Raw genomic sequence first — 23,069 nt, 5'->3', positions numbered from 1 at the left:
TCCATGCTTTCCCCGGAAATCTTCCTCTCACTCACCATCTTTGTGGCCCGTATCGGCGAGACGAGCCTTGAGACCATCCGGATGGTATACGTCACCCGCGGCCATCCGTACCTTTCAGCCGGAATTGGTGCCGTCAAGGTAGCGATCTGGCTCCTTTCAACGGGACTGGTCATCACAAACCTCGACAATTTATGGGGTATAACCGCTTACATCGCCGGCTATGGGATCGGTACGGTGATCGGGATGCAGCTAGAAGAGAAGATCAGCATCGGGAGCGTGGTGGTCAGGATCATCACCACCGAAACCACTTCGTCGCTCATGGAACGGCTGAGCCGGATGGGATATGGTCTCACCCGGCTGGAAGGAAGCGGGTGTTTCTCGTCAAGCGTAACGGTGCTCCTGACCATCGTTCCGCGACGGAAGCTCGGCCAGCTTCTGGATGTCCTGAAACGTGAGTATCCCGATGTCCTCTTTACCGTTGAAGACGTCCGGAAAGCAAGCGAGGGGGTTCGCCTTTTCCACGGCACACGGTCGCGGTGGCTGGAACGCTTTTTCGGGTGGTAGTGCCCCTAGGGGCAGTTACATATACTGTCATGTGCTGATTGCTTCCTCAGAGAGGATGGTGCATACGCAATGACCGAAGAAACCAAACCAATTCTCATCGGGGAGCGGCAGGACGTGTGCGAACTCGACCGTGCCCGTCTTGCCCTGATGAACCCCGAGCTCATCGAACAGAAGAAAGAAGAACGAACCTTTGACGAGGCGGCCAAACCGTTCGTCGAGATGACCATGAGGGAGGGTATCGAGACGGTCTGGGATCGGTTCGAGATGCAGCAGCCCCCGTGTAAGCAATGCGAATCCGGTCTTTCCTGTTCCCGGTGCGCGATGGGTCCATGCCGGATAATACCCCCGTACCGTATACGCGGTGTCTGCGGGGCCGATTCCGACCTGATCGTGGCCCGAAACCTGCTCGATACCATTGCCACCGGCGCAGCCGCACACTCGGACCATGGGCGGGAGATCGTATCGACCCTCTACGGTATAGGCATTGGAACGGTAACCGACTACGTGATAGCCGATCCTGAAAAACTGAGGCGCCTTGCAGAAGAGTACGGGCTGAAGACGGACGGAAAGGATGATCGGAAGGTTGCCGGAGAGCTTGGCCGGGCGATGCTTGAAGAGTACGGGTCGGTCAAGGATTCGCTCCAGATTGCACAGCGTGCTCCGAAGGCTACCCGGGAGATCTGGGAGAACACCGGGATATCCCCTCGGGGAGTCGACAGGGACGTTGTGGACGCCATGCATCGGGTCCACATGGGGGTAGGGGCCGATTATGCAAACATCCTGGCCCACGGACTCCGGGTATCCCTCTCGGATGGCTGGGGGGGTTCGAGCATGGCCACCGAGATATCCGATGTACTGTTCGGGACCCCGGAGCCCAACGAGTCGCTGGTAAACCTTGGGGTGGTCAAAAAGAGCCATGTCAATATCTCTCTGCATGGCCACAACCCCATGCTATCAGAGATGGCGGTGAAGGCGGCACAGGATCCCGAGATCCTTGCGCTGGTCAAAAAGGTGGGGGCAGCCGGTGTCAACCTGGTCGGACTCTGCTGCACGGGAAACGAGCTCCTGATGCGGAAGGGGATCCCGAATGCCGGCAACCACTTCAACCAGGAACTGGTTATCACCACCGGGGCGCTCGAGGCCATGGTCGTCGACTACCAGTGTATCTTCCCCTCGCTTCCCAGGACAGCGAGCTGTTACCACACGCATGTCATCTCCACCAGTCCGAAGTCCAAGATCCCCGGATCCTATTATGTTGCGTTTGAACCGGAGGATGCTTATGCAACGGCAAAGACCATCGTGAAGATGGCGGTTGAAAACTTCCCGAACCGGAACCCCGGCAGGGTCTTCATCCCGATCGAGCCGGTCAAGGTGCTGACCGGTTTCTCGGTCGAAGCAATCAGGGGAGCGCTCGGCGGGACTTTAAAACCGCTCATCGACCAGATCGCCGCCGGGAATATCCGGGGGGCGGTCGGGATCGTGGGCTGCAACAACCCCAAGGTGAAGCACGATTACGGTCACGTCACGCTCTCGAAGGAACTTATCAAGCGCGACATCCTCTGCGTGGAGACCGGTTGTGCGGCCATAGCATCCGGGAAGGCTGGGCTTCTCCAGCCCTCTGCCGCATCGCTGGCGGGCCCGGGACTCCGGGTGGTCTGCGAATCGCTGGGGATCCCCCCGGTGCTGCACATGGGCTCCTGTGTCGATTGTTCCCGCATCCTGCATCTCGCCGCGGAGCTTGGCAATGCCCTGAACATCGGCATCCACCGTCTCCCGGTTGCCGGAGCTGCCCCGGAGTGGTACTCCCAGAAGGCAGTCTCGATCGGCTCATATTTCGTGGCATCCGGGGTCTACACGGTGCTCGGCGTCATGCCAAAAATTACCGGGAGCCCGCCGGTGGTTTCGTTGCTGACCGAGGGACTGAAAAGTGTCGTGAACGCTTCGTTTGCCGTCGAGCCGGACCCCCTGAAAGCTGCCGACCTGATCACGGACCACATCGAGAGGAAGCGGACCGAACTCGGGATCTGATCCCACCCGTGGTCTCTTTTTCTCATGGCTGTTCGCGACCGGATCCGAATCGTCATTACCGGCAAGGGGGGTGTCGGCAAGACCACCCTCACCGCGCTGCTCGCCCGTTGCTTTGCGGATAAGGGAATGCAGGTGCTTGCTGTCGATGGGGACCCGCAGCAGAACCTCGCCGCCACGCTCGGGATCCCTCCGGATCACACCATCACGCCGCTTGCCGAGCGGAAGGGGTATATCGAGGAGAAGATAGGTGCCGGGCCGGGACGCGGCGGCCTGATGATCCTCAATCCCGATATCGCAGACGTTGTCGACCGGTTCGGAATCCCTGCCGGGAAAAACATCCGGCTCCTGGTGATGGGTGGGGTGAAAAATGCGGGCTCCGGGTGTCTTTGCCCGGAATACACCCTTCTCTCCGCGGTGTTCCGGAACGCGAATGTTCTCCCTGACGACGTGGTGCTGCTCGATACCCCGGCAGGGCTCGAACATTTCGGCCGGGCAGTGGCCCAGGGGTTCTCTCTCGCCCTGGTTGTCTCCGACCGATCGTACAACGCGATCTCGGTGGCCAGAGAGCTTCGGCGGCTGGCATCCGAGTGCGGGATACGGGAAACGGTCCTGGTGGTGAACCGGGTCGAACAGGGTATCGACCGCCAGGCGCTGCGGGAAAAACTCGGCGCGGGTTTTTCCACCATCCGGTACATCCCGGCCGATCCATGCATTGCCCGGCATGAACCCTCGGTAGTGCCGGTTTTCGAGGGCCAGTGCCCGGTTGTGGAGGCGGTCCGGGCGCTGGTGCATGATATCCTGGCAGGGGGGTGAGCGCTACTCAGGTCGCCCGCCAAAACCCCTGTGGAGCCCGTAGCTCTCTGCATACCCGATTGCATCCAGGTATTCTTTTTTTGTGATTCCCCGCATCAGCGATGTCCGGAACGGGTGACCGGATTCGGCCTGGATTCTTCCGCAAGGCCGGTACTGGTCCATGATGTTCACATAGGCATCCTCGGATATTTCGTTTGCAATGAACGCCATCACGAGCTCCGTATCGGCAAGATTATCGGGCAGGACCAGGTGCCGGATGATCAGTCCCCGCTCCGCGATCCCGTCCCGGACGACCAGGTCGCCGGCCTGCCGCTGCATCTCCCGGATGGCAGATTTCATGATCCCGGTGTAACCAGGAGCATCGGAGATGGCTGCGGCGATCTCGTCCCTGCCGTACTTGGCGTCCGGCATGTAGATATCGATGATACCTTCGAGCAGGCGGAGGGACTCCAAAGTATCATAGGTCCCTGTATTGTAGACGATTGGGATGCTGAGTCCTCTATCGGCAGCGATGGAAACAGCCTCGATGATCTGGGGAACGAAATGCGTCGGCGAGACCAGGTTGATATTGTGGCACTGCCGGTCCTGGAGAGTGAGCATGATCCCGGCCAGCCGCTCGCAGGAGATCTCGGCGCCTTCGTCAAGCTGGCTGATGCTGTAGTTCTGGCAAAAGATGCACCGCATGTTGCAACCGGAAAAGAAGATGGTTCCCGATCCGTACCGTCCCACCAGCGGAGCTTCCTCGCCGAAGTGCGGGCCAAAACTCGCCACCTTCGGCAGCAACCCTCCCCGGCAGTAGCCGCGTTCATCGAGGGTGCGGTCAACGCCGCAACACCGCGGGCAGACTCTGCATGAAGAAAGGAGGTCGTATGCCTGTCGGGCACGGACCGCCAGTTCCCCTGACTTGGAGAGGGCACGGTAGGAGGGCACGGTCATTGAGCAGGATATGACAACGGCCGCTTATCTATCCACCGGCCCATTCCCGGATCAGGGCAGCACTCAAAAAACCAAAAGAGTAAAAAAGAGAGGAGGCGACTGGAATACTACCGCTGCACGTTTGCAGCCGTTCCAGGTGATGATGATGGCAAAACTGAACGCGGATATGAAGACACTCTTTAGCAGGACAAAGCTCTTCCCGGTGGCCACGGCATCAAAGGCCGGTATTCCGAACGTCGTACCGATCGCCTACGTCAGGCTGGTAAGCGATGATACCCTCTGGATTGCAGACAACTTCATGAAAAAGACCCTTGCCAACCTGAAAGAGAACCCTCATGCTGCGATCTACATATTGGACCCGGACAGCAAGGAGTGTTACCAAATCAAGGGAAACATTGAGGTTAAAAACAGTGGTCCTGACTTTGACACAATGAAAGAATGGGTGCAGGGTGCAAAACCGGGTATGCCGGCAAAAACCCTCCTCGTGATGAAGGTGACCGAAGTCTACCAGTGCGCACCCGGTCCGGATGCAGGAAAAAAGATCCTTTAAATTTCATCTCTTTTTTGTTTGGACCAAAAAGCTATACGGTATCCGATCCATTCCCGCACATTTCCTGAAAAACCCGGAAATACCTTCCAGGGTACCATAGGTCCGGGTCCGTGAGAGAGGCGATACAAGGGGGGAGGGTAAGAGGTTCATGTGAACCTCCCCCATCCTATCGTTCACGGTATCCCGGGAGAGACAGGCTTTGTCGGTGTGCAGGAACGATCCGGGATATGGGAGAAGGTGGCGGTGGTGACTACACCCGTATCGGCCGAAGTAACAGTCTTTCCCTCAGCAATGCGTTGCGTCAGGCCCGCCTTCGGTAAGCACGGCGGCCGTTCCATTCCTGATCCTGGCATTGATGTCATCAATTGTCTCCATGGCAGGCAGGAACTCCTCATACTTCTACCGTCAATCCATCGGTAGCGGTGATGAGTCCGGGGCAGTCCCGGCTGTACCTCCTCTGAATTTCGAACCGATCTTCGAGGGTTGTATACTTGTGAGCTGCGAAGTGGATCAGGGCCAGTCGCTTCGCTCGGGCGTCCTTTGCGATCCGGACAGCCTGTTCCGGGTTCAGGTGTGGCCAGTCAGGGCTCTCCTCACCGGGTTTAAGGCCGCATTCGGTAATCAGGAGGTCTGCGTTCCGGGCAAGCCTAACGGCATTTTCGCACCTGCCGGTATCGGTGCAGAAGGCAATGGTGCGCGAATCAAGGGTGATCCTGTATCCGAAACAGGGGACCGGGTGAACAAGGGGCCTGCACTCCACGGAGAACGGGATTGTATGTTCGCCTTCGGCCAATTCAATAAATTCCACCCGGTAAGGAAGCTGTTCGAAGGGAACAGTGAACGGCTCCCGGACAATGGAGTGTAGCATTGCAGAAAGACCGATCGGCCCGCAGATGGTGAGGGGGTTGCGGAACCTGAATTTCACGAGGGTATGCAACCCGACGACATGGTCAAGGTGGTAATGGCTAATGAACAGGAATACCGGCCTCTCCTGGCTGATGTAGCGGTCAGCTTTCGCTATTCCGTTCCCGGCATCGAATATAATCGTGTATTTTTCGGACTGGACGAGTACCGAGCAGGTATTCCCGGTAAGGGTATCGTACCACCCGTTGGTTCCGAGAAACGTGACCTTCATTTCCAGTTGATGGGATGGATGCAGAGAAAAGGATACGGTATCTGTGCCCAGGGTGTGAGGAAAAAGATGACTGAGGTGTATCGGTCACCGTGATGACCATGGTCTCTTCGGCCGGGGTTTTTAGGCGTTCTCCCCTCCTTTCGTCCACCTTATCACCGCGGTGGGCCGTATTGCGGCATGCACAAGCCTGCCTGATGTATCGGGGCGCAGCACCCGTGAGAAGAAGGCGGTCACCGGAGAGCGATCCCTGATATCCGGATAATGCATCGTTACCCAGGTTTCGACGGCTTCCTCGACAGATTCGTACGAGGATCTCCAGGCTGCCTGGTAGATATTGACATCGGCAAAGATTCCGGAATCGTGGAGGATGTTTACCGGGAAAATATAATCCGGGTAACCTTTCTGCAGGACGCCCTCCTTGCCAAATACCTCCCGGTAGAGCACCATCTCTTCGGCCCCTCTCCATTCTCCTGCATGCCAGAAGAGGTACACGGATCGCTTCGCTGCCCGGTCAAGCTTGGCAAGTGCGGACCCGAGATCATAGAACCCAAGCGAGAAAGCGGCGATGACCACATCATGGGGTTCGATATCGCGGCCGATCTCCACGTCCTCCCACTTCATCTGAACACAGGAGTAGTTGCTGTGACCCGCCCGCTGCATCCGCTCGCGGAGCACATTGAGCATCCCCCCCGAAGGATCGAGGGCGGTTACCCGCGCGGCCTTCCCGGCGAGGGGAACTGCAAGCCTCCCGGTCCCGGCGCCCATGTCGAGCACGGTATCACCCGGCCGGATATCAAGAAACCCGAGATCCAGCGCCGTAGCCTCGTGATCGTCTCGGGTCCCACGCTGGTATGCGGCTGCACGTTTGTCCCAGATGGCCGCGGGGTCGCGATCCTTCCGGGAACGTTCAATTGATTTGACACGGATCGCTTTCCAAAGCTCGTTCCAATCGATGATCCGATACATGAACAGGTACTATCCTTTCCAAGGTATATACGATCGGAACACCCGGGAATTTATCCCGGCTCAGAGTACTTATTCCTCTGAACAGCCCCCTCTGCATAGTTCCTTGGTACTGCGGATGACGATTATGCTGATCCCAACGCCAAGGGAATTTGCAACAATCATCCCTGGAATTGACGCCATTACAATCTCAACTGCTTCGGTAAAAGGCTGAATCAGCACTAATGCCAGGGTTCCATGCAGGAGCTCGATTGCCACCGCGAAAATCATGGCCGGGATGATATCGATGAGTGCTCCTTTCCTGTACTGATATACCAGGCCTGCCAGCAATCCCGCAAGTATAGTTGCCAGCGCGCAGGCAATGGCGGAATCCCCTCCGATAATGAGGCGGTGACTGCCACCGATAAGTCCAACGGCGAAACCGGTAAAGGGACCGCCAACCAGTCCGGCCACTACCGGGGCGATATCGCGGATGTTGCTGATGGCACCGTAGCTGGTAGGAATCCCGATATAGGTTCCGAAAATGGAGAACAGGCCGAAAAGGAGCGTGAATGCGATATAATCGCGCATCTGTGCTTCTTTAAATATCACCCGCTGAATGGTCTCAATCTTCGTGGCGATCTCCATGAATACAAAAATGAAGATCTCAGTTGATGCAAAGAGAGTCAGGTGTTCTCCGAGGAAACTCTGTGTACTTCCTGCCGCGGACATGGATCCCTCCGGGAATCGCTAAATATTAATAAAACACCCTAATTGCTCTTATATCAACCGGAATTTTTGTTGAACCCCATGGCCAGGGACGGGGTGGAGGGAATGAACAGGGAACATTCCTGCAGCAGGGGCCACCGGGAAAAAAGACGGGGATTCCAGCTCAGGTCATTTCCGCTTCCGCTGCTCGACCAGGCGGGCCTGGATACCGTAATAGGCCGATACCCCGATGGCATGGGTCTGATCCATGGAGTCACTGTCGAAAGAGGCGAGATCCCCGGAATAGACGCTCTCGGGCGATGAGCGGCCGAGCACCCGGCAGCACCCCTTGTAAAGCTGGACGTCGACTGTTCCGGTCACTTTCTCCTGGGACTTTGCGATGAAGGCATTCAGATCATGGAACAGCGGTTCGTGGACAAGTCCCATGTAGGCGAGCTCGGACCACCGGTCATCGACCATCCGCTTGAAGCTCAGTTCCTGCCGGGTCAGGGTGAGGAGCTCGAGGTCGGCGTGTGCGGCAAGGATTACCGTAGCTGCAGGATGCTCGTAGATCTCGCGGGCCTTGATGCCGAGGATTCGGTCCTCGATTATATTGCTCCTGCCGATGCCGTGCTTTCCGGCGAGACTGTTCAGGGAAGATATCAGCTCCAATCCAGACATGTCCACCCCGTTCAACCTGGTCGGGATGCCCTTCAGGAAATCGATTGTGGCAATTTGAGGATTCGCCGGAGCTTTTTTGGGGGATACAGTCCAGGTATAGATCTCTTCGGGAGGGTGGTATGCAGGATCTTCGAGGCGCCCGCCCTCGATACTCCTGCTCCAGAGGTTCTCATCGATGCTCCAGGGCTTCTCCTTTTTGACCGGGACCGGGATGCCATGTTCCCGGGCGTACTCGATCTCCCACTCCCGGGTAAGGTTCAGCTCACGGATCGGGGCAACAACGTCCAGCCCCGCGATCCTGAAGATAAAATCGAACCGTAGCTGGTCGTTCCCTTTACCGGTGCAGCCATGAGCTACTGTGGTTGCGCCCTCCTGCATGGCCACCCGGACCACTTCCTCGGCGATAAGGGGACGTGCCAGTGCCGTGCCCATCGGGTAACCCTCGTAGGATCCGTTCGCCCGGATAGCGGGGAAGATGTACCCGTTGACGAATTTTTCCCGGGCATCAATGGTATAGTGGACATCGGCAAGCCGTTTTCCTTTTTCGGTGGCTACCGCCACATCCTCGTCCCGCTGGCCGACATTGACGGCAACAGTCACCACCCGGTCAAACCCGTACCGCTCCTTGACGAGCGGGATGCAGACAGAAGTATCGAGGCCGCCTGAATATGCCAGAACGACAGTTCCTTTTCCCATGGTAAACGCTCCGTGCCAGTCGGCACGTTGTACCCATTCATTGTCACGTCGCAGATGATAAGAGTTTCAGAGCGCCACGTGGGCTTTGGAACGGGATCAGCACCCTGCCACAGCACTCCTGGAATGGTGGCATGGAATGACTCGGTTCAATGCAGTCACGGCATTCCTAAGCCACGGTGGTAGTGCGAGAGAGGCTCGATGGTGACCTGCTCTTTCTGGATGGCCTCGATCGCCATGGCCGCGGCTCGCGCTGCCTGGACGGTGGTAATGTAGGGGACGCAGTAATCAACCGCCGCCCGCATGATCTGGTAATGGTCTTTCCGGGACTGCTTGTCAGACGGGGTGTTGATGATAAGCCGGATCTCGCCCTGCCTGAGGAGATCGATCACGTTCGGCGATCCTTCCTGCACCTTCCGCACGAGACTGGCTGCTATCCCGGCCTCGGTAAGGTAGTCCACCGTTCCCGATGTGCCGTAGAGCGAGAGCCCGAGTTCGGTGAGCTTCCGGGCAATCGGGATGACCTCATCCTTCTGTTCCGAGATAACAGAGATGAAGACGTTACCGCGTATCGGGAGCTCGTTGTCCGCTGAGATCGATGCCTTGTAGTATGCCCGGCCGAAATCATAGTCAATGCCCATGACTTCTCCGGTGCTCTTCATTTCAGGTCCGAGCACAGTATCGACGCCAGGGAGCTTGTTGAAGGGGAGAAGCACTTCCTTGACCGCCACATGGCAGAACCTCTGCGGTTCCGAATACCCGATATCCTTCAGTTTCCTCCCGAGCATCACACGGGCCGCGATCTTTGCCAGAGGGATGCCGGTCGCTTTGGAGACGAATGGTACCGTCCGGCTTGCCCGTGGGTTGGCCTCAAGTACGTACACCACGTCGTCCTTGACCGCAAGCTGGATATTCACCAGCCCTATCACACCGAGGCCGAGCGCGATCTTCCTGGTATAGTCCCTGACCCGCTCGATGATTCCCCGGGAGAGGGACTGGGTCGGGATGACACAGGCCGAATCGCCGGAATGTACCCCTGCCTCCTCGATGTGCTCCATGATTCCGCCGATGAGGACATCCTCTCCATCACAAACCGCATCCACGTCAAGCTCGATGGCATTCTGGAGAAAGGAATCGATAAGAACGGGGTGGTTCCTGCTGACCCGCACCGCTTCTTTCATGTAGGACTCGAGTTCGATCTCATCGTGGACGATCTCCATGGCCCGGCCGCCAAGCACGTAAGAAGGCCGCACAAGCACGGGATAACCGATGGCAGCGGCCTTTGCCCGTGCTTCTTCGAGCGATGTGGCGGAACTGTTGGGGGGACTTGGAATATCCAGATCCCTCAGGAGTTCACTGAAACGGTCGCGGTCTTCGGCGATGTCCATCGAGTCCGGGCTGGTCCCGAGAATCCTGGCCTCCATACCAAGCCTCCTCATCTCATCGTGAATGGGAACCGCCAAGTTCACGGCGTTCTGGCCGCCGAACTGGACCATCACACCCATGTACCGGTCCTTTTTCAGGATGTTCATGATGTCCTCAAGCGACATTGGCTCGAAGAAAAGCCGGTCCGAGGTATCAAAATCGGTGGAAACGGTCTCTGGGTTGTTGTTCACGATATGAACCTCGACCTGCTCTTCCCGGAGAGCCTTCACCGCGTGCACCGTGCAGTAGTCAAACTCGATACCCTGTCCGATCCGAATCGGCCCGGACCCGAGGATGAGCACTTTCTGCCGGTCACTGGTAGGTATCTCGCATTCTTCATCCCACGTGGAGTAGAAGTAGGGAGTTTTTGCCGGAAATTCCGCGGCGCAGGTATCCACCATCTTGTAGGTGGGGTCCTTGCACAGGATCTCGACTTCGTCCCGGTTCATTCCGGAAAGCTCGCAGATCTCGGTGGTGGTAAAACCGTATGCCTTGGCCGTAAGGATATCATCCGGGCCCGGGCAATCGCAGAGCAATTTCTCCATTTCTACGATGTTCCGGACCTTTTCAAGGAAGAAAGGGGCGATGTGGGTGAGGGCCTGGATCTCTTCAAGGCTGAATCCGGCCTTGAAGGCATCAAAGAGGGTCCCGAACCGCTCATCAGTTGGACGGGAGAGGATCATCCTGATTTCGCTCGGGTTGGTATGGTGATCGATATCGGTGTCAAGCGATCGCAGTGCCTTCTTGAACGCTTCTTCAACGTTTCTACCAATGGCCATCACCTCGCCCGTACTCTTCATGGCCGTGGTGAGCGTTCGGTCGGCTTTCTTGAACTTGTCAAAAGGCCACCGGGGAACTTTGACAACAATATAATCGATAGAGGGCTCGAATGACGCAGGGGTCGATCCGGTCACCGAATTGGTAATCTCGTCCAGGCGGAGCCCGATAGCGATTTTTGCCGCCACCCGCGCAATGGGATATCCGGTCGCTTTCGAAGCGAGTGCACTGGATCGAGAGACCCTGGGATTCACTTCGATAACACGGTATTTCCCGTCCCGGTAGGCAAACTGGATATTGCATCCTCCCTGCACATCGAGCGCACGGATGATCTTGATCGATGCGCTCCGCAGCATCTGGAACTCATCGTCGCGGAGCGTGAGGATCGGCGCCACCACGACACTCTCTCCGGTGTGAATCCCCATGGCATCCACGTTCTCCATGCCGCAGATGATGATACAGGTATCGGCAGAATCCCGCATTACCTCGAATTCGATCTCTTTCCACCCGACCACACTCTCCTCGACCAGAACCTGGTGGATCCGGGATCGGGTGAACCCTATCTCCATGATTCGCGCCAGTTCGTCCCTGGTATGGGCAATTCCTCCGCCCGAACCTCCCAGCGTGTAGGCCGGCCTGACGATGGCTGGAAGGCCGACAGTTGCCACAGCTTCATCGAGCTGTTCCATGCAGGTGAGGATCATGCTCTTTGGTACCGGCTCCCCGATACGCTCCATCAGGGAGCGGAACTTCTCCCGGTCCTCGCCCTGGTAGATAGCCTCAAGAGGGGTTCCGAGGATCTCGACATTCCGCAGCGCCCCCCGTTCAGCGAGTTCTGCGGTCATGTTCAGCCCGGTCTGGCCCCCCATGCCGGACAGTATCCCGTCCGGTTTTTCTTTCTCAATGATCTTCTCAATGATGTCGGCCTTTATGGGTTCGATATAAATAACGTCGGCCATTTCCGGGTCGGTCTGGATAGTGGCCGGATTGGAATTGACCAGGATTACCTTGACCCCCTCCTCCCTGCAGGCGCGGCAGGCCTGCGAACCGGAAAAATCGAACTCCGCAGCCTGCCCGATCTGGATTGGGCCAGAACCGATAAGAAGCACCTTCCGGATATGCTGTTTCCGGGGCATCATTAGAGCCTCCCGAACATGATATCGAAGAACGGTATCCCTGAATCCTGCGGTACGCCGTGGGCCTCCGGGTGGAATTGTACACAGGTGATGTCGAGATACCTGTTCTCGAATCCTTCCAGCGTTCCATCGTTCACATTTGTATAGAGCACCCCGCAACCCTCGGGAAGAGAATCGGCGGCGACGGCAAATCCATGGTTCTGGGTGGTGATGTAAACACTCCCGTCCTTATACCGCACTGGCTGGTTACTCCCCCTGTGGCCGAACTTCATCTTGTATGTCAAGCCTCCGAGGGCAAGGCAGCAGACCTGGATCCCCATGCATATCCCGTATATGGGAAGGGTCCCGGCGAGATCGCTGACGCAGCGGATGGCATCCTTTGCCCGAACCGGATCGCCCGGGCCGTTGCTGATGAAGAGGGCGTCGGGGCGGCAGCCCTCGACCTGATCGGCGGTTGTATTGTGAGGAAAAACATGGATATCGGCGTTCCGCCTCTTGAACGAGAGAATAACGTTCTTCCTGATGCCGAGGTCGATTACGGCAATTCTCTTCCCGCCCCCCTTGATATGATAGGGATTGCGGCATGAAACTGCAGGAATGAGCTCCTGGTCGGAGATGGGGGTGACTTTCCGGGCACGGTCGACTGCATATGCTCCGTTGTCGTCACCTACCACAAGTGCTGCCCGAAGCGTTCCTTCCCGACGCGTCTTGATGGTCAGCATCCTCGTATCGACACCCTGGATACCGAGAAGACCCTGCTCTTCAAAGTAATCCATGATGGAGGGTTGCGCCTCCGGAGCCTGGCAGATCTCGCGGGCCACGCAGCCCATCGACCAGACCTTCGGGTGCTGGAAGTTGCGCCTGTCGACTCCATAGTTCCCAATAGTCGGAAAGGTAAACATCAGGATCTGTCCATGGTAATTCGGATCGGTGAGCGCCTCCATATAGCCGGACATCTGTGTGGTAAAGACCAGTTCCCCAGAACACTCACCATCTGATCCAAACCCATCACCCAGCACATAGGTGCCATCCTCAAGACCCAGGACCGCCTTCATCGTTCCATATCTATTGGGAGCGAATTGTTTTAATAGATAGCGTGGCAGTGAGACGAACGGGGGGAGAATGGCAAAGATCCTGTGTCCAAAAGGCGCATTACCCAAAATGCAGGCCGAAAATGATCTGCCTGCCCGGGACAGGGAAAGAAATGATAAAGCTAAGATGCAACAAATTTTCAACTGTGAGGGCAGGAGATTGGTGATCAGATTGCGACAATTCCCACTCTCTTCCTGGTGACAGGAGAATTAGAGGATGAACAAGATGGAAAAACGGATGTTTCCCTCTTTCTTTCAAAAGACACTCCTGTGAGAATCGATCTTCAGGAATTGCCCTGCCCACCTCCCGGAAATCCCTGTGATCTATCCAGTCTTAACGTAAAATTTGGGTGGATCTACCACAATTACCCCAATTAAAACTGAATAAAACGAGTTAAAAGATTTAGAATTAAGAAATAACCGAAATTCTCTCTTCATTTCATGAATAATAAATTTTAAGTCGAGATAATCCAAATATATGGACCATGGTTGTCCCGACAAAGGTTTTTTTCACGAAGGGTGTTGGCGTGCATAAAGATCGCCTCGCCTCCTTCGAGCTGGCTCTCCGGAAGGCATCGATTGAGAAATACAACCTGGTCTATGTCTCGAGTATCTTCCCTCCCAATGCCCGGATGGTTACCGTGGAAGAGGGCATCAAGCACTTCGAACCGGGGACGATCGCCTATTGCGTGATGGCAAAAAATGAGACAAACGAACCAAACCGGCTGATATCTGCGGCGATAGGCCTCGCCCTGCCCAAGGAGCCACAGGAATATGGGTATCTCTCCGAGCACCATGCATATGGTGAAACGGCGGAAAAGACCGGGGATTATGCCGAAGATCTTGCAGCCACCATGCTTGCCACCACGCTCGGGATTGAGTTCGACATCAACAAAGCCTGGCAGGAGCGTGAGCAGATCTACAAGGCAAGTGGCAAGATCATCAAGACAACCAACATCTGCCAATCGGCCCAGGGAGACCGTAAAGGGCTATGGACCACCGTGCTCGCTGCCGCAGTCTTTGTTGTAGAGTGACGGGCACAGAGCCCACCAACTCTCTCCATTTTTCTCTCTCTAAAAAAACGGCTCATATCGTCCCGAATAAGCACGGAAAGGACATAAAAATTAAATACGGATGAATACCATCCTCACCTAATGACGGCAAGCCGCACACTGTTACTCATCTGTACATTCTTCCTTGTTATACTGACCATTCTTGCAGGCTGCATCAAGCCTCCCGAGAGTTCATCCTCCGGCAGTTCCGGAGGATCAAGCTGGTTTTCCGGCGGGGAGAAGGGGACATCGGATGGCGGTGGGAAGAATACCGGGGCCGGAGGAAGTGTCGCGAATGGGAAGGGTGCCAGTAGCGGTACAAGCCCTTCTTCCACAGAAACCAATCTCATGGTCCCTGCGACGCCGTTTGCGTCCGGGACTCCGCCACCCACGACTTCATTGTATACCCGGCTTCCAGATCCAACCCCTGAGGTACCTGAATACGTGGCAATCTTCTTCGAAACCCTCGCGTTCAAACAGAACAAAACAGCCTATACCTACGCCCTCGAACACCCGCCAATGATAATAGAGATGTGTATCAAGCCCAACATGACTACCCGGACCATATGGTATGAGGACCGCCCGGGAGGAGGGAAAGGGAAGACTGGGGGGAAAACTCAGACGGTCACCACTATCAGCCCGGCAGCCTGGTTCGAAGTCACGGTCAGGGACCAGGCATCCGGTAGCATCGTGGCACAGGAAGGCTTCGCAAAATCCTACGGTGTTGAAAACGCCAAAAAGCTGACTATTCGTTCCGCGGGGACCTACCTCGTCGAGTTTTCCGGAAGCGATCTCTCAGCAGAGATCCGGATCCGGGTGCCAGCGACCGGGACCCAGACCGGGATGCCGCTCGGGAACATGTCCTGCGGAACTTTTCTGCTCTAAAGAGGGTCTTCAGGGGAGATATCCTCAAGATCCTCCAGCTTATTGATATTCGTGAACGTAATAAGGGCCGGATCCGTCTGGCGAAGCTGTTCGATGGGAAAAAAACGGGAGTGGAGTTCCCTCACCATGTCCCTGAGGGAAAGGGAGGTGTGGTCTTCAAGGTACTGCAGGAGCGGTTCTTTCCTGTATACGGCATGGAGCGGCTCGAGCATCTCGCGATCCCAGGCGGGTATAACGGCGTCATATTCTTCCCCCAGGGCATCGAAGAGAACCTCGACCACCGCGGTGCTCACGCAGGGCATATCGCAGGCGCAGACAAACAGGATATCCCCATGGGAGGCCAGAACGCCGGCGTGGATCCCGCCGATGGGCCCGATGCCCTTCTTGATGTCGCTCACGCACCTGACACCCCTGAGATGGGAAAACCGCCTGCACTGGTCGCCATCCCTGGCCACCAGGACGATCTCGTCCACTACAGGAAGCAGGGAATCGACAAGGCGTTCGATGAACGTTCTTCCTCCGAACCGGAAGAAGTATTTCTCCATGCCGTTTGCCCGCCGCGCTTCACCGCCCACCAGGACGATTGCCGACCTCATGGTTCCATGCTCCATCAGGCCAGTTCCTCACGGGAACGTGCCAGGTTCGTAATGCACTTGCTGCAGGAAGTCAGGATGCCATGGAGCGCACCCCGTCCAACAACGGTGCCCTTCAGAAACCCGATCCCGGTCACCCTGCCCCGCGATAGTTCCTGAAGAATGGACGACCGGTTATCCGCGGTCGCCGGTATCTGAACACTGCGGAGAAATGAAAGATACTCTTCTGCGTTCTTCCAGGGTAACAGAGCTATCTCAGCGATCGCCACGGCAAACGCCTCGCGGGTTATGCACCGGATGATACCCCAGCTGTGGGGGGCCAGGAGAGCACTATACGCACCCCCCACCAGCTTTCTGACAGGGTTCAGGGCAGTATTGGACCGTGTCTTTGCCCGGAGACCGGACCTGATGTCAGAGCTCTCTCCGACCGGGATCCAGGTCTCCCGCACCAACCATACCAGGGGAGTGGCCGAGGCATCCTGGCCCGTTGGGAACCGGCCGGGTGTCATGGCCCCTCCTTTAACGGTAACATGGACTGATCAGCTGTGACAGGTCCGGCATTGGACGACCGGCGGACAGTATATACAGAGGCGGCTTTGGAAAGCTTCGCCGCAACCGGGAGACTGACCGCCCCTGCCCCAAGCACCAGGATGTTCATGAACCTCAGTCCTGTTCAAGTGAAGATGAAGGGATGCTCTCTGTGATGAAACGTTTTTTGTTCTTCTTCTCCATGGAGAGCAGAAGGATCTTTATTTCTGGATCGGGCGAAAACCCTCCCGGTCCGCCCTTTGCAACGACCCGGTGGCAGGGGATGATGAGCGGGACAGGGTTTCGTGCCATAGCCTGCCCGACCACCCGGGGACCGGTACCGACCCTGGCAGCGATCTCACCGTAGGTTGCGGTCTCACCATACCGAATCGACCTGACTTCGTGGTAGATTTCAGCATACCGGGTGCCTGGAGGAGAAAAAGCGGGCTTCAGCTGCGAAAGATCTGCCGATCTGCCGCTTAGATACTGCTGGATCTGGAAGGGGACCGGACCTTCTTCAGGCCTGGACCGGGTGAACCGCACACGGTAGATCTTATCACCGGACCACAGGACTTCGACAAACCAGAGCCCGAACCTGGTAAAACCTGAAATCACTTCCACTTCTTCACCGCCGCGGCAAAGGAATCGATGCTGCATTCTGCCATCTCGTCGCGGATCCAGGACGGAAGCCCGGATCTCACCCGTGGTTCAAGAAACCTCTTCTCGCCAAAGACCAGCATTCCTCGGTCCTCGGGGGCCCTGAGCACTCTCCCGATAGCCTGCTCTGCCCGGTTGAGCGCAGGGAGCGTGTAGGAAATAAATTCACCATCAGAGCCAAACTTGTGCCGGTAGTAATCGATAGTCATCTGCCTGACCCGGTTGAAAGGGGCGAGGGGGAGGCCGACCACCATGGCTCCGGCGAGGAGATCGCCCCGGTAGTCGAGCCCTTCGCTCCACTTCCCACCACAGACAGCAAAGAGGATCCCCGATGATCCCCGGGCCGGAAGGGAAAGGAATGTTTTCAGGAGATCTCCTGCATCCCGGGCATCCTTCGGCTCAACGATGAGGTTGCGGGAGGACAACCGGCCTTCGAGGATCCCTGCATAGGTCTCGAGGATTTGGTACGAGGGAAAGTAAACAGCAAGGTTCCCTGCAAGTGAAGCAAAGGTGGTGATGTAACGGGCGATACGATCGGTATTCTCCCGGTTCTGCCGCATGGAAAATGCGGTCGTGATATCGCCGGCACAGAGCACCATGCGGTTGCTGGGTGGAAAGATATTCGGGAGGGTTTTGGTCATGACATCCAGTTCTCCGAAATAGTACCTGCGAAAGCTCTCAATCGGCGAGAGCGTCCCGGATATGAGGATGCAGCAATGATGAGACCGTGCCAGCTCCTGGAGACGGCCGGAAGGGTCGATATTTCGGACCTCGAGAACGATTTCGTCACCATCCCTGCGGAAGACGGTCAGGAAGGCAGGGTCCGGTGCCGAACAGGTGAGCCGGACCATGAAAGCGGTGAGAACCTCAACAGCGGTGGTAGCATATTCTCCGGCTGCCCTGTTCTTTTCCCGGATGTGTTCTGATATCTGCATCAGGTCGTCGACCACCTCGCTCAGGTCACGGTAGAGCGATCCGCGGACTACGATGCGGTCAAAGATGGACGGGTCAAACCAGTCCTCTGCCTCGTGGGAATTCCTGAGCCCCTCCATGAAATCGCCGATGTTCCGGATTATCTGTGTCACTGCGACGGCCTGCTTCAGTTGTCTGCGAAGGCCAAGGATCTCGCGCTCTGCCTGGAGAAGTGCAGGGCCTGAAATTGCCGTGTTCATCACCCCCTGCATCACTTCCCCGCAGTTATGGGCCTCATCGATCAGCAGGTGGACTTCGTGTGGCTCGATTCCGAGTGATCCATAGAGCTGGGTTCGGATTTCATCATCAAAGAGATGGTGGTAGTTGACCACCACCACATCAGATTTCTGGGCTGCGAGAAGGAGCATCTCGTAGGGACAGATACCCGCCCCCATCTCGCGGAGTTCATGGGGAAGGACCCGCTCTCTCGTGATCCGGTCGGCCCGGTTTCGGAGGGTTGTCGAGGGTAACATCCGGAGCGCATTCCCGTCGCCTCCGGTAAATACCCTGCTTTTTATAAAGTAAGGACAGATGATGGGGTGCTGTGTATCGAGTTTTTTCATCTGCCGGATGATGACAGGGTCCCTGGACGGGACCAGCTGCCCTGTTCCAGCCCGCTCTCGCATCAGGGAGGTTGAAACTGCCTTGACTCCTTCGCAGCGGCGGTAGACATCCCCTCCACCGGAAAGGGGGCATAGGCTCCGTTTCCCGATGAGGTAGGAATAGGCGAGCGTTCGCTTCCGGCTCCTGACGAGCTCGAGTTCCCGGATGAAGGTGGTGAGCTGGCTAATCGTTCGCACTGCGACAATAACCTTTTTCCCGGCGCGCTCTGCAAGGAGTGCAGAGACGATGCTCGACTTACCGCTGCCGGTAGGTGCGTCGATCATGGCAATACCGCCGTTGCGGGCGCATGTGGCGGCCAGTTCCAGCATCTCGCGCTGATACGGGCGATAGGTCTCGTAGGGAAACCAGGCATCCAGCTCGTCCATTACTAGTAGTAAGTCCGGACTGGTTTTTATTGTTACAGAGGAGATATCTCTAGCCATGGCTATCCATCCCATCGAGTACCGTTACGGGACTCCGGAGATGCGGGCAGTCTGGAGCGAGGAGAACCGCTTTGCGTGCATCGTCCGGGCGGAAGTCGCGCTTGCCTGTGCTGCTTCGGAATTCGGGCTCGTACCGCCAGTTGCAGCCGATATCATCAGGGAAAGCGCTTCACGCGCCCGGCTCTCGCGGGCTAAGGAGATCGAGGTCGAGATTAACCACGATATGATGGCAATCGTGAAAGCCATTGCCGAGGAATGCGGCGAAGCCGGGGGATGGATCCATTACGGGGCGACCTCGAATGATATCCTTGATACGGCCACCGGCCTCCAGGTGAAAGAGGCGCTCGATCTGATCGATGCAAAGCTCCGTTCCCTCCTCGCAGTACTCCTTGAGCGGAGCCTTGCCACAAAGCACCTGGTCTGTGCAGCCCGGACCCATGGCCAGATCGGGGTGCCCACCACGTATGGTCTCCGGTTCGCCATCTGGGCAGCAGAAATCTCCCGCCATCTTGACCGGCTGGTCGAGCTGAGGCCGAGGGTTGCAGTAGGCCAGTTGACCGGGGCGGTCGGAACCCAGGCTGCCCTCGGCGAGAAGGGGATCGAGATCCAGGAGCGGATGATGGAGATCCTCGGCCTGTCACCCGTTGAGGTCTCAAACCAGGTGATAGCCCGAGACCGGTATGCGGAGTATTTCATGTTCCTTGCCAACATTGCCACGACGCTTGACAAGATCGGAATAACCCTGCGCTCACTCCAGCGGAGCGAGATCGCGGAGGTCGAGGAGGCGTTTGGGAAAAAACAGGTCGGGTCGAGCACCATGCCCCACAAGCGCAATCCCATCAGGAGCGAGCAGGTCTGCGGACTTGCCCGCATTATTCGTGCTTCAATCGAACCGGCGCTCCAGAACAATACGCTCTGGGACGAGCGTGACCTGACCAATTCATCGTGCGAACGGATACTCTTTCCCGAAGCAACCATCCTTGCCGACCACATCATCAGGCTCATGACCACCGTGCTGGAAACCCTCACCATCCGCGAGGAGAATGTCCGGAAGAACCTCAACCTTCTCCATGGCATAAACATGGCCGAATCGGTCATGATGCGGTTGGCGGAAATGGGAATGGATCGCCAGCAGGCTCACGAGCTTGTCCGGGTAGCGAGCATGGAAGCCATCGCGGCAGGGATCTCGCTTGGTGAAGTGCTGGGGGAAAACAAAGACGTAACAGCATGCCTTTCTCGAAACGAGATAAAGGCGCTCCTTGACCCGGAACGCTACACAGGGACTGCCGTCCGCCAGGTTGAGCGGCTGGAAAAAAGGCTCTTGGCCCGGCACCTGAAAGCCTGAGCCGGGATTGCGGTGGGCGGCGAAGGAATCACCTCCTGATGTAAAAACTGGCACTCCTGCCTGAGTCTGGACAGGTCGAGCTGCCTGCACGCTTCAATCCTGATGTAAATCCATAGTTGGAAAAAAAACTCTGCTCGTTATTCCCAGAGCCCTGAGGGCATCGAAGGAAAGGAACGTGGGTTTATATTCATCGCTGCGATGAGTATTCTTCCCGGGAATTCATATCATCCCAAAGAAAAATATTCCGTGCTGACCTTTTAATCGGTGGCTTTAAAAAAGGTGCGTAGTATGGAAAAGTCAGACATGGCCGGGTTGCCGGGAATGCGGACCGTTGTGCGCATGCAGATACCAATTTTTTATAAAATGATGATCAGTATGCTCTTCGTTGCCGTCATACCTATACTCCTGCTGAGTATCGTTACCGTGGGGGGAGTCCAGCCGATCATCACGGTATTCGGGATTGGGGGAACTATCGTTCTCATCACTCTGATCACCCTCATCGGGATCCTGATCTGCAGTTATCACCTGTCCACGCTCATTGCCAGGCCGATAGTACAGCTATCGCAAGTCGCAGACGAGCTTTCGCGGGGGATCGTTCGTGAGCCGGAATTACCGGTGGCCCGGAACGATGAGATAGGGACCCTGTCCCGCGCCTTCTCGAAAATGGTGAACACCTACCGGCTGCTCGATACCCTGGCCCAGGATCAGCAGTATGGAAGTTCACACGGGTATGTGAAGGAATAGGTGGTGACTGATGACCGAAAGCCTGGTGATACGACAGGACACCGGAAATGATCCTTCCAAAGTGCCGTTGGAGATGAACGATATCCTCAAAATCAGGGGCGTTGATGGCATTTTCCTGATCGGGAATAATGGGGCGGTCATGTCCGCTGACGGGTGGCTTGAGCCGGACACAGATGGATTGTCTGCCTGCAGTCTGCGTCTCATCTTCGAGTCGGGAATGATCGCAGACAGAGCTCGGGATGGCCCCCTAATCCAAATCTTTCTCGAGTTCAAGGATAGGATCCTCATAATCGAAGAAGCGGATCATGACCGGTTGATCGCGGTCATTGCCAGTCCCGATGCAAATATCGGGCAGATCAGCTACCACATGAATAAGCGGCGGCAGAAGCCGGTGCCGGCGCTATGAGTCCAGCTGTTCCAAGAGGCATACCGATAGGCCGGATCGAGGCCTCACTGACCTGGCTTCTCTCGCATACCACGCGGTTCCAGGGAGCGATCATAGTCCGGATATCCGGGGGCGAAGGGCTGATCCTCATCGAATACGGGCGGCCTGCGGCTTTCCTGTTCAATCTGGGCGAAAGGACCATCCTGGGAGAAACGGCCTGGCGATTCTTCGCACAGCATGATTTTCTCCACGCCAGTCTGCATCGTTATACCGACCATGAGTTCCAGGAGGCCATGACTTTCGTGGGACCTGGAGCATGGATACGGGAGCGCGATAAGGAAGCATCAGAGGCTCCCCCGTCTATGAACCTGTCCGAAGAGCTACAGGAATCAGGAAGGATTCCACAGGGCACCACAACCAGAGGGCCTGTTACCGTGGGTCCCGATCCCGTTAAACGCGAATCCCTGGGGAAAACGGGCAGGCCCCCCAGCGCTGCAGCCTTCGCGGTACCGGATCGGGAACGATCATTAGAAGATGTTCTTGGTCAGCTCATTGAAGTTCCCGGGGTCTGCGCGACTGCGTTCTTCCGGGACGGCTCGATTATCACATCAGTGGGAGGTCGCGCTCTCGAAGATCTGGTGGATCCGGCCGAAGAAGTCCTGTTCTCTGCCTTCGAGGTGCTTCCGCTGCTTTCGCCCGGCCCCCTTGTCCAGGTAACGATCCTGCTATTTGGCAGCAACATCACAATTGTGCCGTACGATGACGGGTATCTCCTTATCCTGACACGGCCTGAGATCAACCTCGGGCAGATCCGGAAATTGGTTCATGAAGTGGCGCATGCCGCAGCGGCGTGAAGGAGAAGAGAACCGGATAACAGTGCTTTAGCGGGCGGGAACAGTTACTGGCTCCCTTGGATCGAAACGGGGTGCGACACCAGCTGGAAATTCTGGGCAACAGGGAAAAACCGATACTATCTACCTGAATTCGCCCCTGGCCAGTGTGACACAGCTTTCCTGTAAAAGATCCCATCGTGAAAAATCTGAAAGTCCTCAAAAATTATCTCCACGACACACGATCATAAACCCCTCATCTGTGTATCCTGTCAAGATCATTTTCAACTTCTCCCCAGAAACACGCCCTACTCTTGGAGAGATATGGTAACCTGGAGGCGCCAAATCACCGGTAGAATAGCTTCTGGCGAATTGGGTTAAATCGTCTTAGTTTGATGGAACTACCAAAAAAAAGTGGCGAAGTCAGGTGTCCCAGCCCAGCTGAAGGATATTAAAATCTGGCATCGTAATTACTTGAAAATTGGAATTGTGATTTTCATATGGCAGGTCACCGTTTTCCTCATGCGTGTGCCATCGTCACCGTGATTTTTAT

General features: G+C 56.5%; 21 protein-coding genes. 10 read left to right on the top strand and 11 right to left on the bottom strand.

Annotated elements, in window-relative coordinates; genetic code table 11:
• The first annotated feature begins 3 nt into the window (after positions 1 to 3).
• The 3 genes from IPI71_01430 to IPI71_01420 all read left to right on the top strand — a co-directional run bounded on the left by IPI71_01430 (position 4) and on the right by IPI71_01420 (position 3,405).
• A complete protein-coding gene (locus IPI71_01430) occupies positions 4 to 564 on the top strand; it encodes a DUF2179 domain-containing protein (GenBank protein ID QQR71218.1) in 561 nt (186 codons plus the stop codon).
• 69 nt (positions 565 to 633) lie between these two features.
• Positions 634 to 2,592, top strand: a complete 1,959-nt coding sequence (cooS, locus tag IPI71_01425) for an anaerobic carbon-monoxide dehydrogenase catalytic subunit (GenBank protein ID QQR71217.1) — start codon at positions 634 to 636, stop codon at positions 2,590 to 2,592.
• 24 nt (positions 2,593 to 2,616) lie between these two features.
• The gene (locus IPI71_01420) at positions 2,617 to 3,405 is read left to right on the top strand and encodes an AAA family ATPase (protein QQR71216.1); all 789 of its coding nucleotides are present in this window, start codon (positions 2,617 to 2,619) and stop codon (positions 3,403 to 3,405) included.
• Between the two features lie 3 nt (positions 3,406 to 3,408).
• Here the strand turns inward: IPI71_01420 and IPI71_01415 are convergent, their stop codons facing one another.
• A complete protein-coding gene (locus IPI71_01415; protein QQR71215.1) occupies positions 3,409 to 4,341 on the bottom strand; it encodes a radical SAM protein in 933 nt (310 codons plus the stop codon).
• Between the two features lie 145 nt (positions 4,342 to 4,486).
• On the opposite strand from IPI71_01415, the gene IPI71_01410 reads away from it, so the two are divergent.
• Complete coding sequence (locus tag IPI71_01410) at positions 4,487 to 4,891, top strand: pyridoxamine 5'-phosphate oxidase family protein (GenBank protein ID QQR71214.1); 405 nt, start codon at positions 4,487 to 4,489, stop codon at positions 4,889 to 4,891.
• A 391-nt stretch (positions 4,892 to 5,282) separates the two neighbouring features.
• On the opposite strand, the gene IPI71_01405 is transcribed toward IPI71_01410, so the two are convergent.
• The 6 genes from IPI71_01405 to carA all read right to left on the bottom strand — a co-directional run bounded on the left by IPI71_01405 (position 5,283) and on the right by carA (position 13,443).
• Positions 5,283 to 6,026 carry a ribonuclease Z gene (locus IPI71_01405; protein ID QQR71213.1) on the bottom strand — a complete coding sequence of 248 codons (744 nt, stop codon included), beginning with the start codon at positions 6,024 to 6,026 and terminating at the stop codon, positions 5,283 to 5,285.
• A 120-nt stretch (positions 6,027 to 6,146) separates the two neighbouring features.
• Entirely contained in the window at positions 6,147 to 6,992 is an 846-nt protein-coding gene (locus tag IPI71_01400; protein QQR71212.1) for a methyltransferase domain-containing protein, read from the bottom strand.
• Between the two features lie 69 nt (positions 6,993 to 7,061).
• Positions 7,062 to 7,700, bottom strand: a complete 639-nt coding sequence (locus IPI71_01395; protein ID QQR71211.1) for an ECF transporter S component — start codon at positions 7,698 to 7,700, stop codon at positions 7,062 to 7,064.
• Positions 7,701 to 7,865: 165 nt separating this feature from the next.
• A complete protein-coding gene (locus IPI71_01390; GenBank protein QQR71210.1) occupies positions 7,866 to 9,053 on the bottom strand; it encodes an argininosuccinate synthase in 1,188 nt (395 codons plus the stop codon).
• Between the two features lie 155 nt (positions 9,054 to 9,208).
• On the bottom strand, positions 9,209 to 12,388 hold the full coding sequence (gene carB, locus IPI71_01385) for a carbamoyl-phosphate synthase large subunit (protein ID QQR71896.1): 3,180 nt from the start codon (positions 12,386 to 12,388) through the stop codon (positions 9,209 to 9,211).
• 2 nt (positions 12,389 to 12,390) lie between these two features.
• Positions 12,391 to 13,443, bottom strand: a complete 1,053-nt coding sequence (gene carA / locus IPI71_01380) for a glutamine-hydrolyzing carbamoyl-phosphate synthase small subunit (GenBank protein ID QQR71209.1) — start codon at positions 13,441 to 13,443, stop codon at positions 12,391 to 12,393.
• 521 nt (positions 13,444 to 13,964) lie between these two features.
• Here carA and IPI71_01375 point away from each other — a divergent pair.
• Positions 13,965 to 14,513 carry an arginine decarboxylase, pyruvoyl-dependent gene (locus IPI71_01375; GenBank protein ID QQR71208.1) on the top strand — a complete coding sequence of 183 codons (549 nt, stop codon included), beginning with the start codon at positions 13,965 to 13,967 and terminating at the stop codon, positions 14,511 to 14,513.
• 120 nt (positions 14,514 to 14,633) lie between these two features.
• Positions 14,634 to 15,416, top strand: a complete 783-nt coding sequence (locus tag IPI71_01370; protein ID QQR71207.1) for a hypothetical protein — start codon at positions 14,634 to 14,636, stop codon at positions 15,414 to 15,416.
• Here the strand turns inward: IPI71_01370 and IPI71_01365 are convergent.
• The 4 genes from IPI71_01365 to IPI71_01350 all read right to left on the bottom strand — a co-directional run bounded on the left by IPI71_01365 (position 15,413) and on the right by IPI71_01350 (position 19,155).
• Positions 15,413 to 16,012 (bottom strand): molybdenum cofactor guanylyltransferase, encoded by a 600-nt coding sequence (locus IPI71_01365; GenBank protein ID QQR71895.1) that lies wholly within the window; start codon positions 16,010 to 16,012, stop codon positions 15,413 to 15,415. The two genes, IPI71_01370 and IPI71_01365, sit on opposite strands and share 4 nt — an antisense overlap.
• A gap of 14 nt (positions 16,013 to 16,026) precedes the next feature.
• Complete coding sequence (locus IPI71_01360) at positions 16,027 to 16,518, bottom strand: hypothetical protein (GenBank protein QQR71206.1); 492 nt, start codon at positions 16,516 to 16,518, stop codon at positions 16,027 to 16,029.
• Between the two features lie 154 nt (positions 16,519 to 16,672).
• Positions 16,673 to 17,158 (bottom strand): MGMT family protein, encoded by a 486-nt coding sequence (locus tag IPI71_01355; protein QQR71205.1) that lies wholly within the window; start codon positions 17,156 to 17,158, stop codon positions 16,673 to 16,675.
• Positions 17,149 to 19,155 carry an ATP-dependent DNA helicase gene (locus IPI71_01350; GenBank protein ID QQR71204.1) on the bottom strand — a complete coding sequence of 669 codons (2,007 nt, stop codon included), beginning with the start codon at positions 19,153 to 19,155 and terminating at the stop codon, positions 17,149 to 17,151. The genes IPI71_01355 and IPI71_01350 overlap by 10 nt, the downstream gene beginning before the upstream one ends.
• A gap of 55 nt (positions 19,156 to 19,210) precedes the next feature.
• On the opposite strand from IPI71_01350, the gene IPI71_01345 reads away from it, so the two are divergent.
• The 4 genes from IPI71_01345 to IPI71_01330 all read left to right on the top strand — a co-directional run bounded on the left by IPI71_01345 (position 19,211) and on the right by IPI71_01330 (position 22,540).
• Positions 19,211 to 20,557 carry an adenylosuccinate lyase gene (locus IPI71_01345; protein ID QQR71203.1) on the top strand — a complete coding sequence of 449 codons (1,347 nt, stop codon included), beginning with the start codon at positions 19,211 to 19,213 and terminating at the stop codon, positions 20,555 to 20,557.
• A 288-nt stretch (positions 20,558 to 20,845) separates the two neighbouring features.
• Entirely contained in the window at positions 20,846 to 21,301 is a 456-nt protein-coding gene (locus IPI71_01340; GenBank protein QQR71202.1) for a HAMP domain-containing protein, read from the top strand.
• 10 nt (positions 21,302 to 21,311) lie between these two features.
• Positions 21,312 to 21,707: a roadblock/LC7 domain-containing protein gene (locus IPI71_01335; GenBank protein QQR71201.1), complete on the top strand. Its 396-nt coding sequence runs from the start codon at positions 21,312 to 21,314 to the stop codon at positions 21,705 to 21,707.
• Positions 21,704 to 22,540: a hypothetical protein gene (locus tag IPI71_01330; protein ID QQR71200.1), complete on the top strand. Its 837-nt coding sequence runs from the start codon at positions 21,704 to 21,706 to the stop codon at positions 22,538 to 22,540. The genes IPI71_01335 and IPI71_01330 overlap by 4 nt, the downstream gene beginning before the upstream one ends.
• Positions 22,541 to 23,069: the final 529 nt, after the last annotated feature.

Source organism: Methanolinea sp., from assembly GCA_016699325.1.
Taxonomy (GTDB): domain Archaea; phylum Halobacteriota; class Methanomicrobia; order Methanomicrobiales; family Methanospirillaceae; genus UBA9949.
The sequence above is the reverse complement of the archived record's forward strand: the minus strand, read 5'-3'. Positions and strand labels throughout refer to the sequence as shown.

Coding starts and splice junctions, on each gene's coding strand:
- IPI71_01340 (QQR71202.1), top strand. CDS start 20,846: ATGGAAAAGTCAGACATGGCCGGGTTGCCGGGAATGCGGACCGTTGTG.
- IPI71_01405 (QQR71213.1), bottom strand. CDS start 6,026: ATGAAGGTCACGTTTCTCGGAACCAACGGGTGGTACGATACCCTTACC.
- IPI71_01350 (QQR71204.1), bottom strand. CDS start 19,155: ATGGACGAGCTGGATGCCTGGTTTCCCTACGAGACCTATCGCCCGTAT.
- IPI71_01370 (QQR71207.1), top strand. CDS start 14,634: ATGACGGCAAGCCGCACACTGTTACTCATCTGTACATTCTTCCTTGTT.
- IPI71_01365 (QQR71895.1), bottom strand. CDS start 16,012: ATGAGGTCGGCAATCGTCCTGGTGGGCGGTGAAGCGCGGCGGGCAAAC.
- IPI71_01400 (QQR71212.1), bottom strand. CDS start 6,992: ATGTATCGGATCATCGATTGGAACGAGCTTTGGAAAGCGATCCGTGTC.
- cooS (QQR71217.1), top strand. CDS start 634: ATGACCGAAGAAACCAAACCAATTCTCATCGGGGAGCGGCAGGACGTG.
- IPI71_01430 (QQR71218.1), top strand. CDS start 4: ATGCTTTCCCCGGAAATCTTCCTCTCACTCACCATCTTTGTGGCCCGT.
- IPI71_01410 (QQR71214.1), top strand. CDS start 4,487: ATGGCAAAACTGAACGCGGATATGAAGACACTCTTTAGCAGGACAAAG.
- IPI71_01360 (QQR71206.1), bottom strand. CDS start 16,518: ATGACACCCGGCCGGTTCCCAACGGGCCAGGATGCCTCGGCCACTCCC.
- IPI71_01335 (QQR71201.1), top strand. CDS start 21,312: ATGACCGAAAGCCTGGTGATACGACAGGACACCGGAAATGATCCTTCC.
- IPI71_01415 (QQR71215.1), bottom strand. CDS start 4,341: ATGACCGTGCCCTCCTACCGTGCCCTCTCCAAGTCAGGGGAACTGGCG.
- IPI71_01345 (QQR71203.1), top strand. CDS start 19,211: ATGGCTATCCATCCCATCGAGTACCGTTACGGGACTCCGGAGATGCGG.
- IPI71_01375 (QQR71208.1), top strand. CDS start 13,965: ATGGTTGTCCCGACAAAGGTTTTTTTCACGAAGGGTGTTGGCGTGCAT.
- carB (QQR71896.1), bottom strand. CDS start 12,388: ATGCCCCGGAAACAGCATATCCGGAAGGTGCTTCTTATCGGTTCTGGC.
- IPI71_01330 (QQR71200.1), top strand. CDS start 21,704: ATGAGTCCAGCTGTTCCAAGAGGCATACCGATAGGCCGGATCGAGGCC.
- IPI71_01395 (QQR71211.1), bottom strand. CDS start 7,700: ATGTCCGCGGCAGGAAGTACACAGAGTTTCCTCGGAGAACACCTGACT.
- IPI71_01390 (QQR71210.1), bottom strand. CDS start 9,053: ATGGGAAAAGGAACTGTCGTTCTGGCATATTCAGGCGGCCTCGATACT.
- carA (QQR71209.1), bottom strand. CDS start 13,443: ATGAAGGCGGTCCTGGGTCTTGAGGATGGCACCTATGTGCTGGGTGAT.
- IPI71_01420 (QQR71216.1), top strand. CDS start 2,617: ATGGCTGTTCGCGACCGGATCCGAATCGTCATTACCGGCAAGGGGGGT.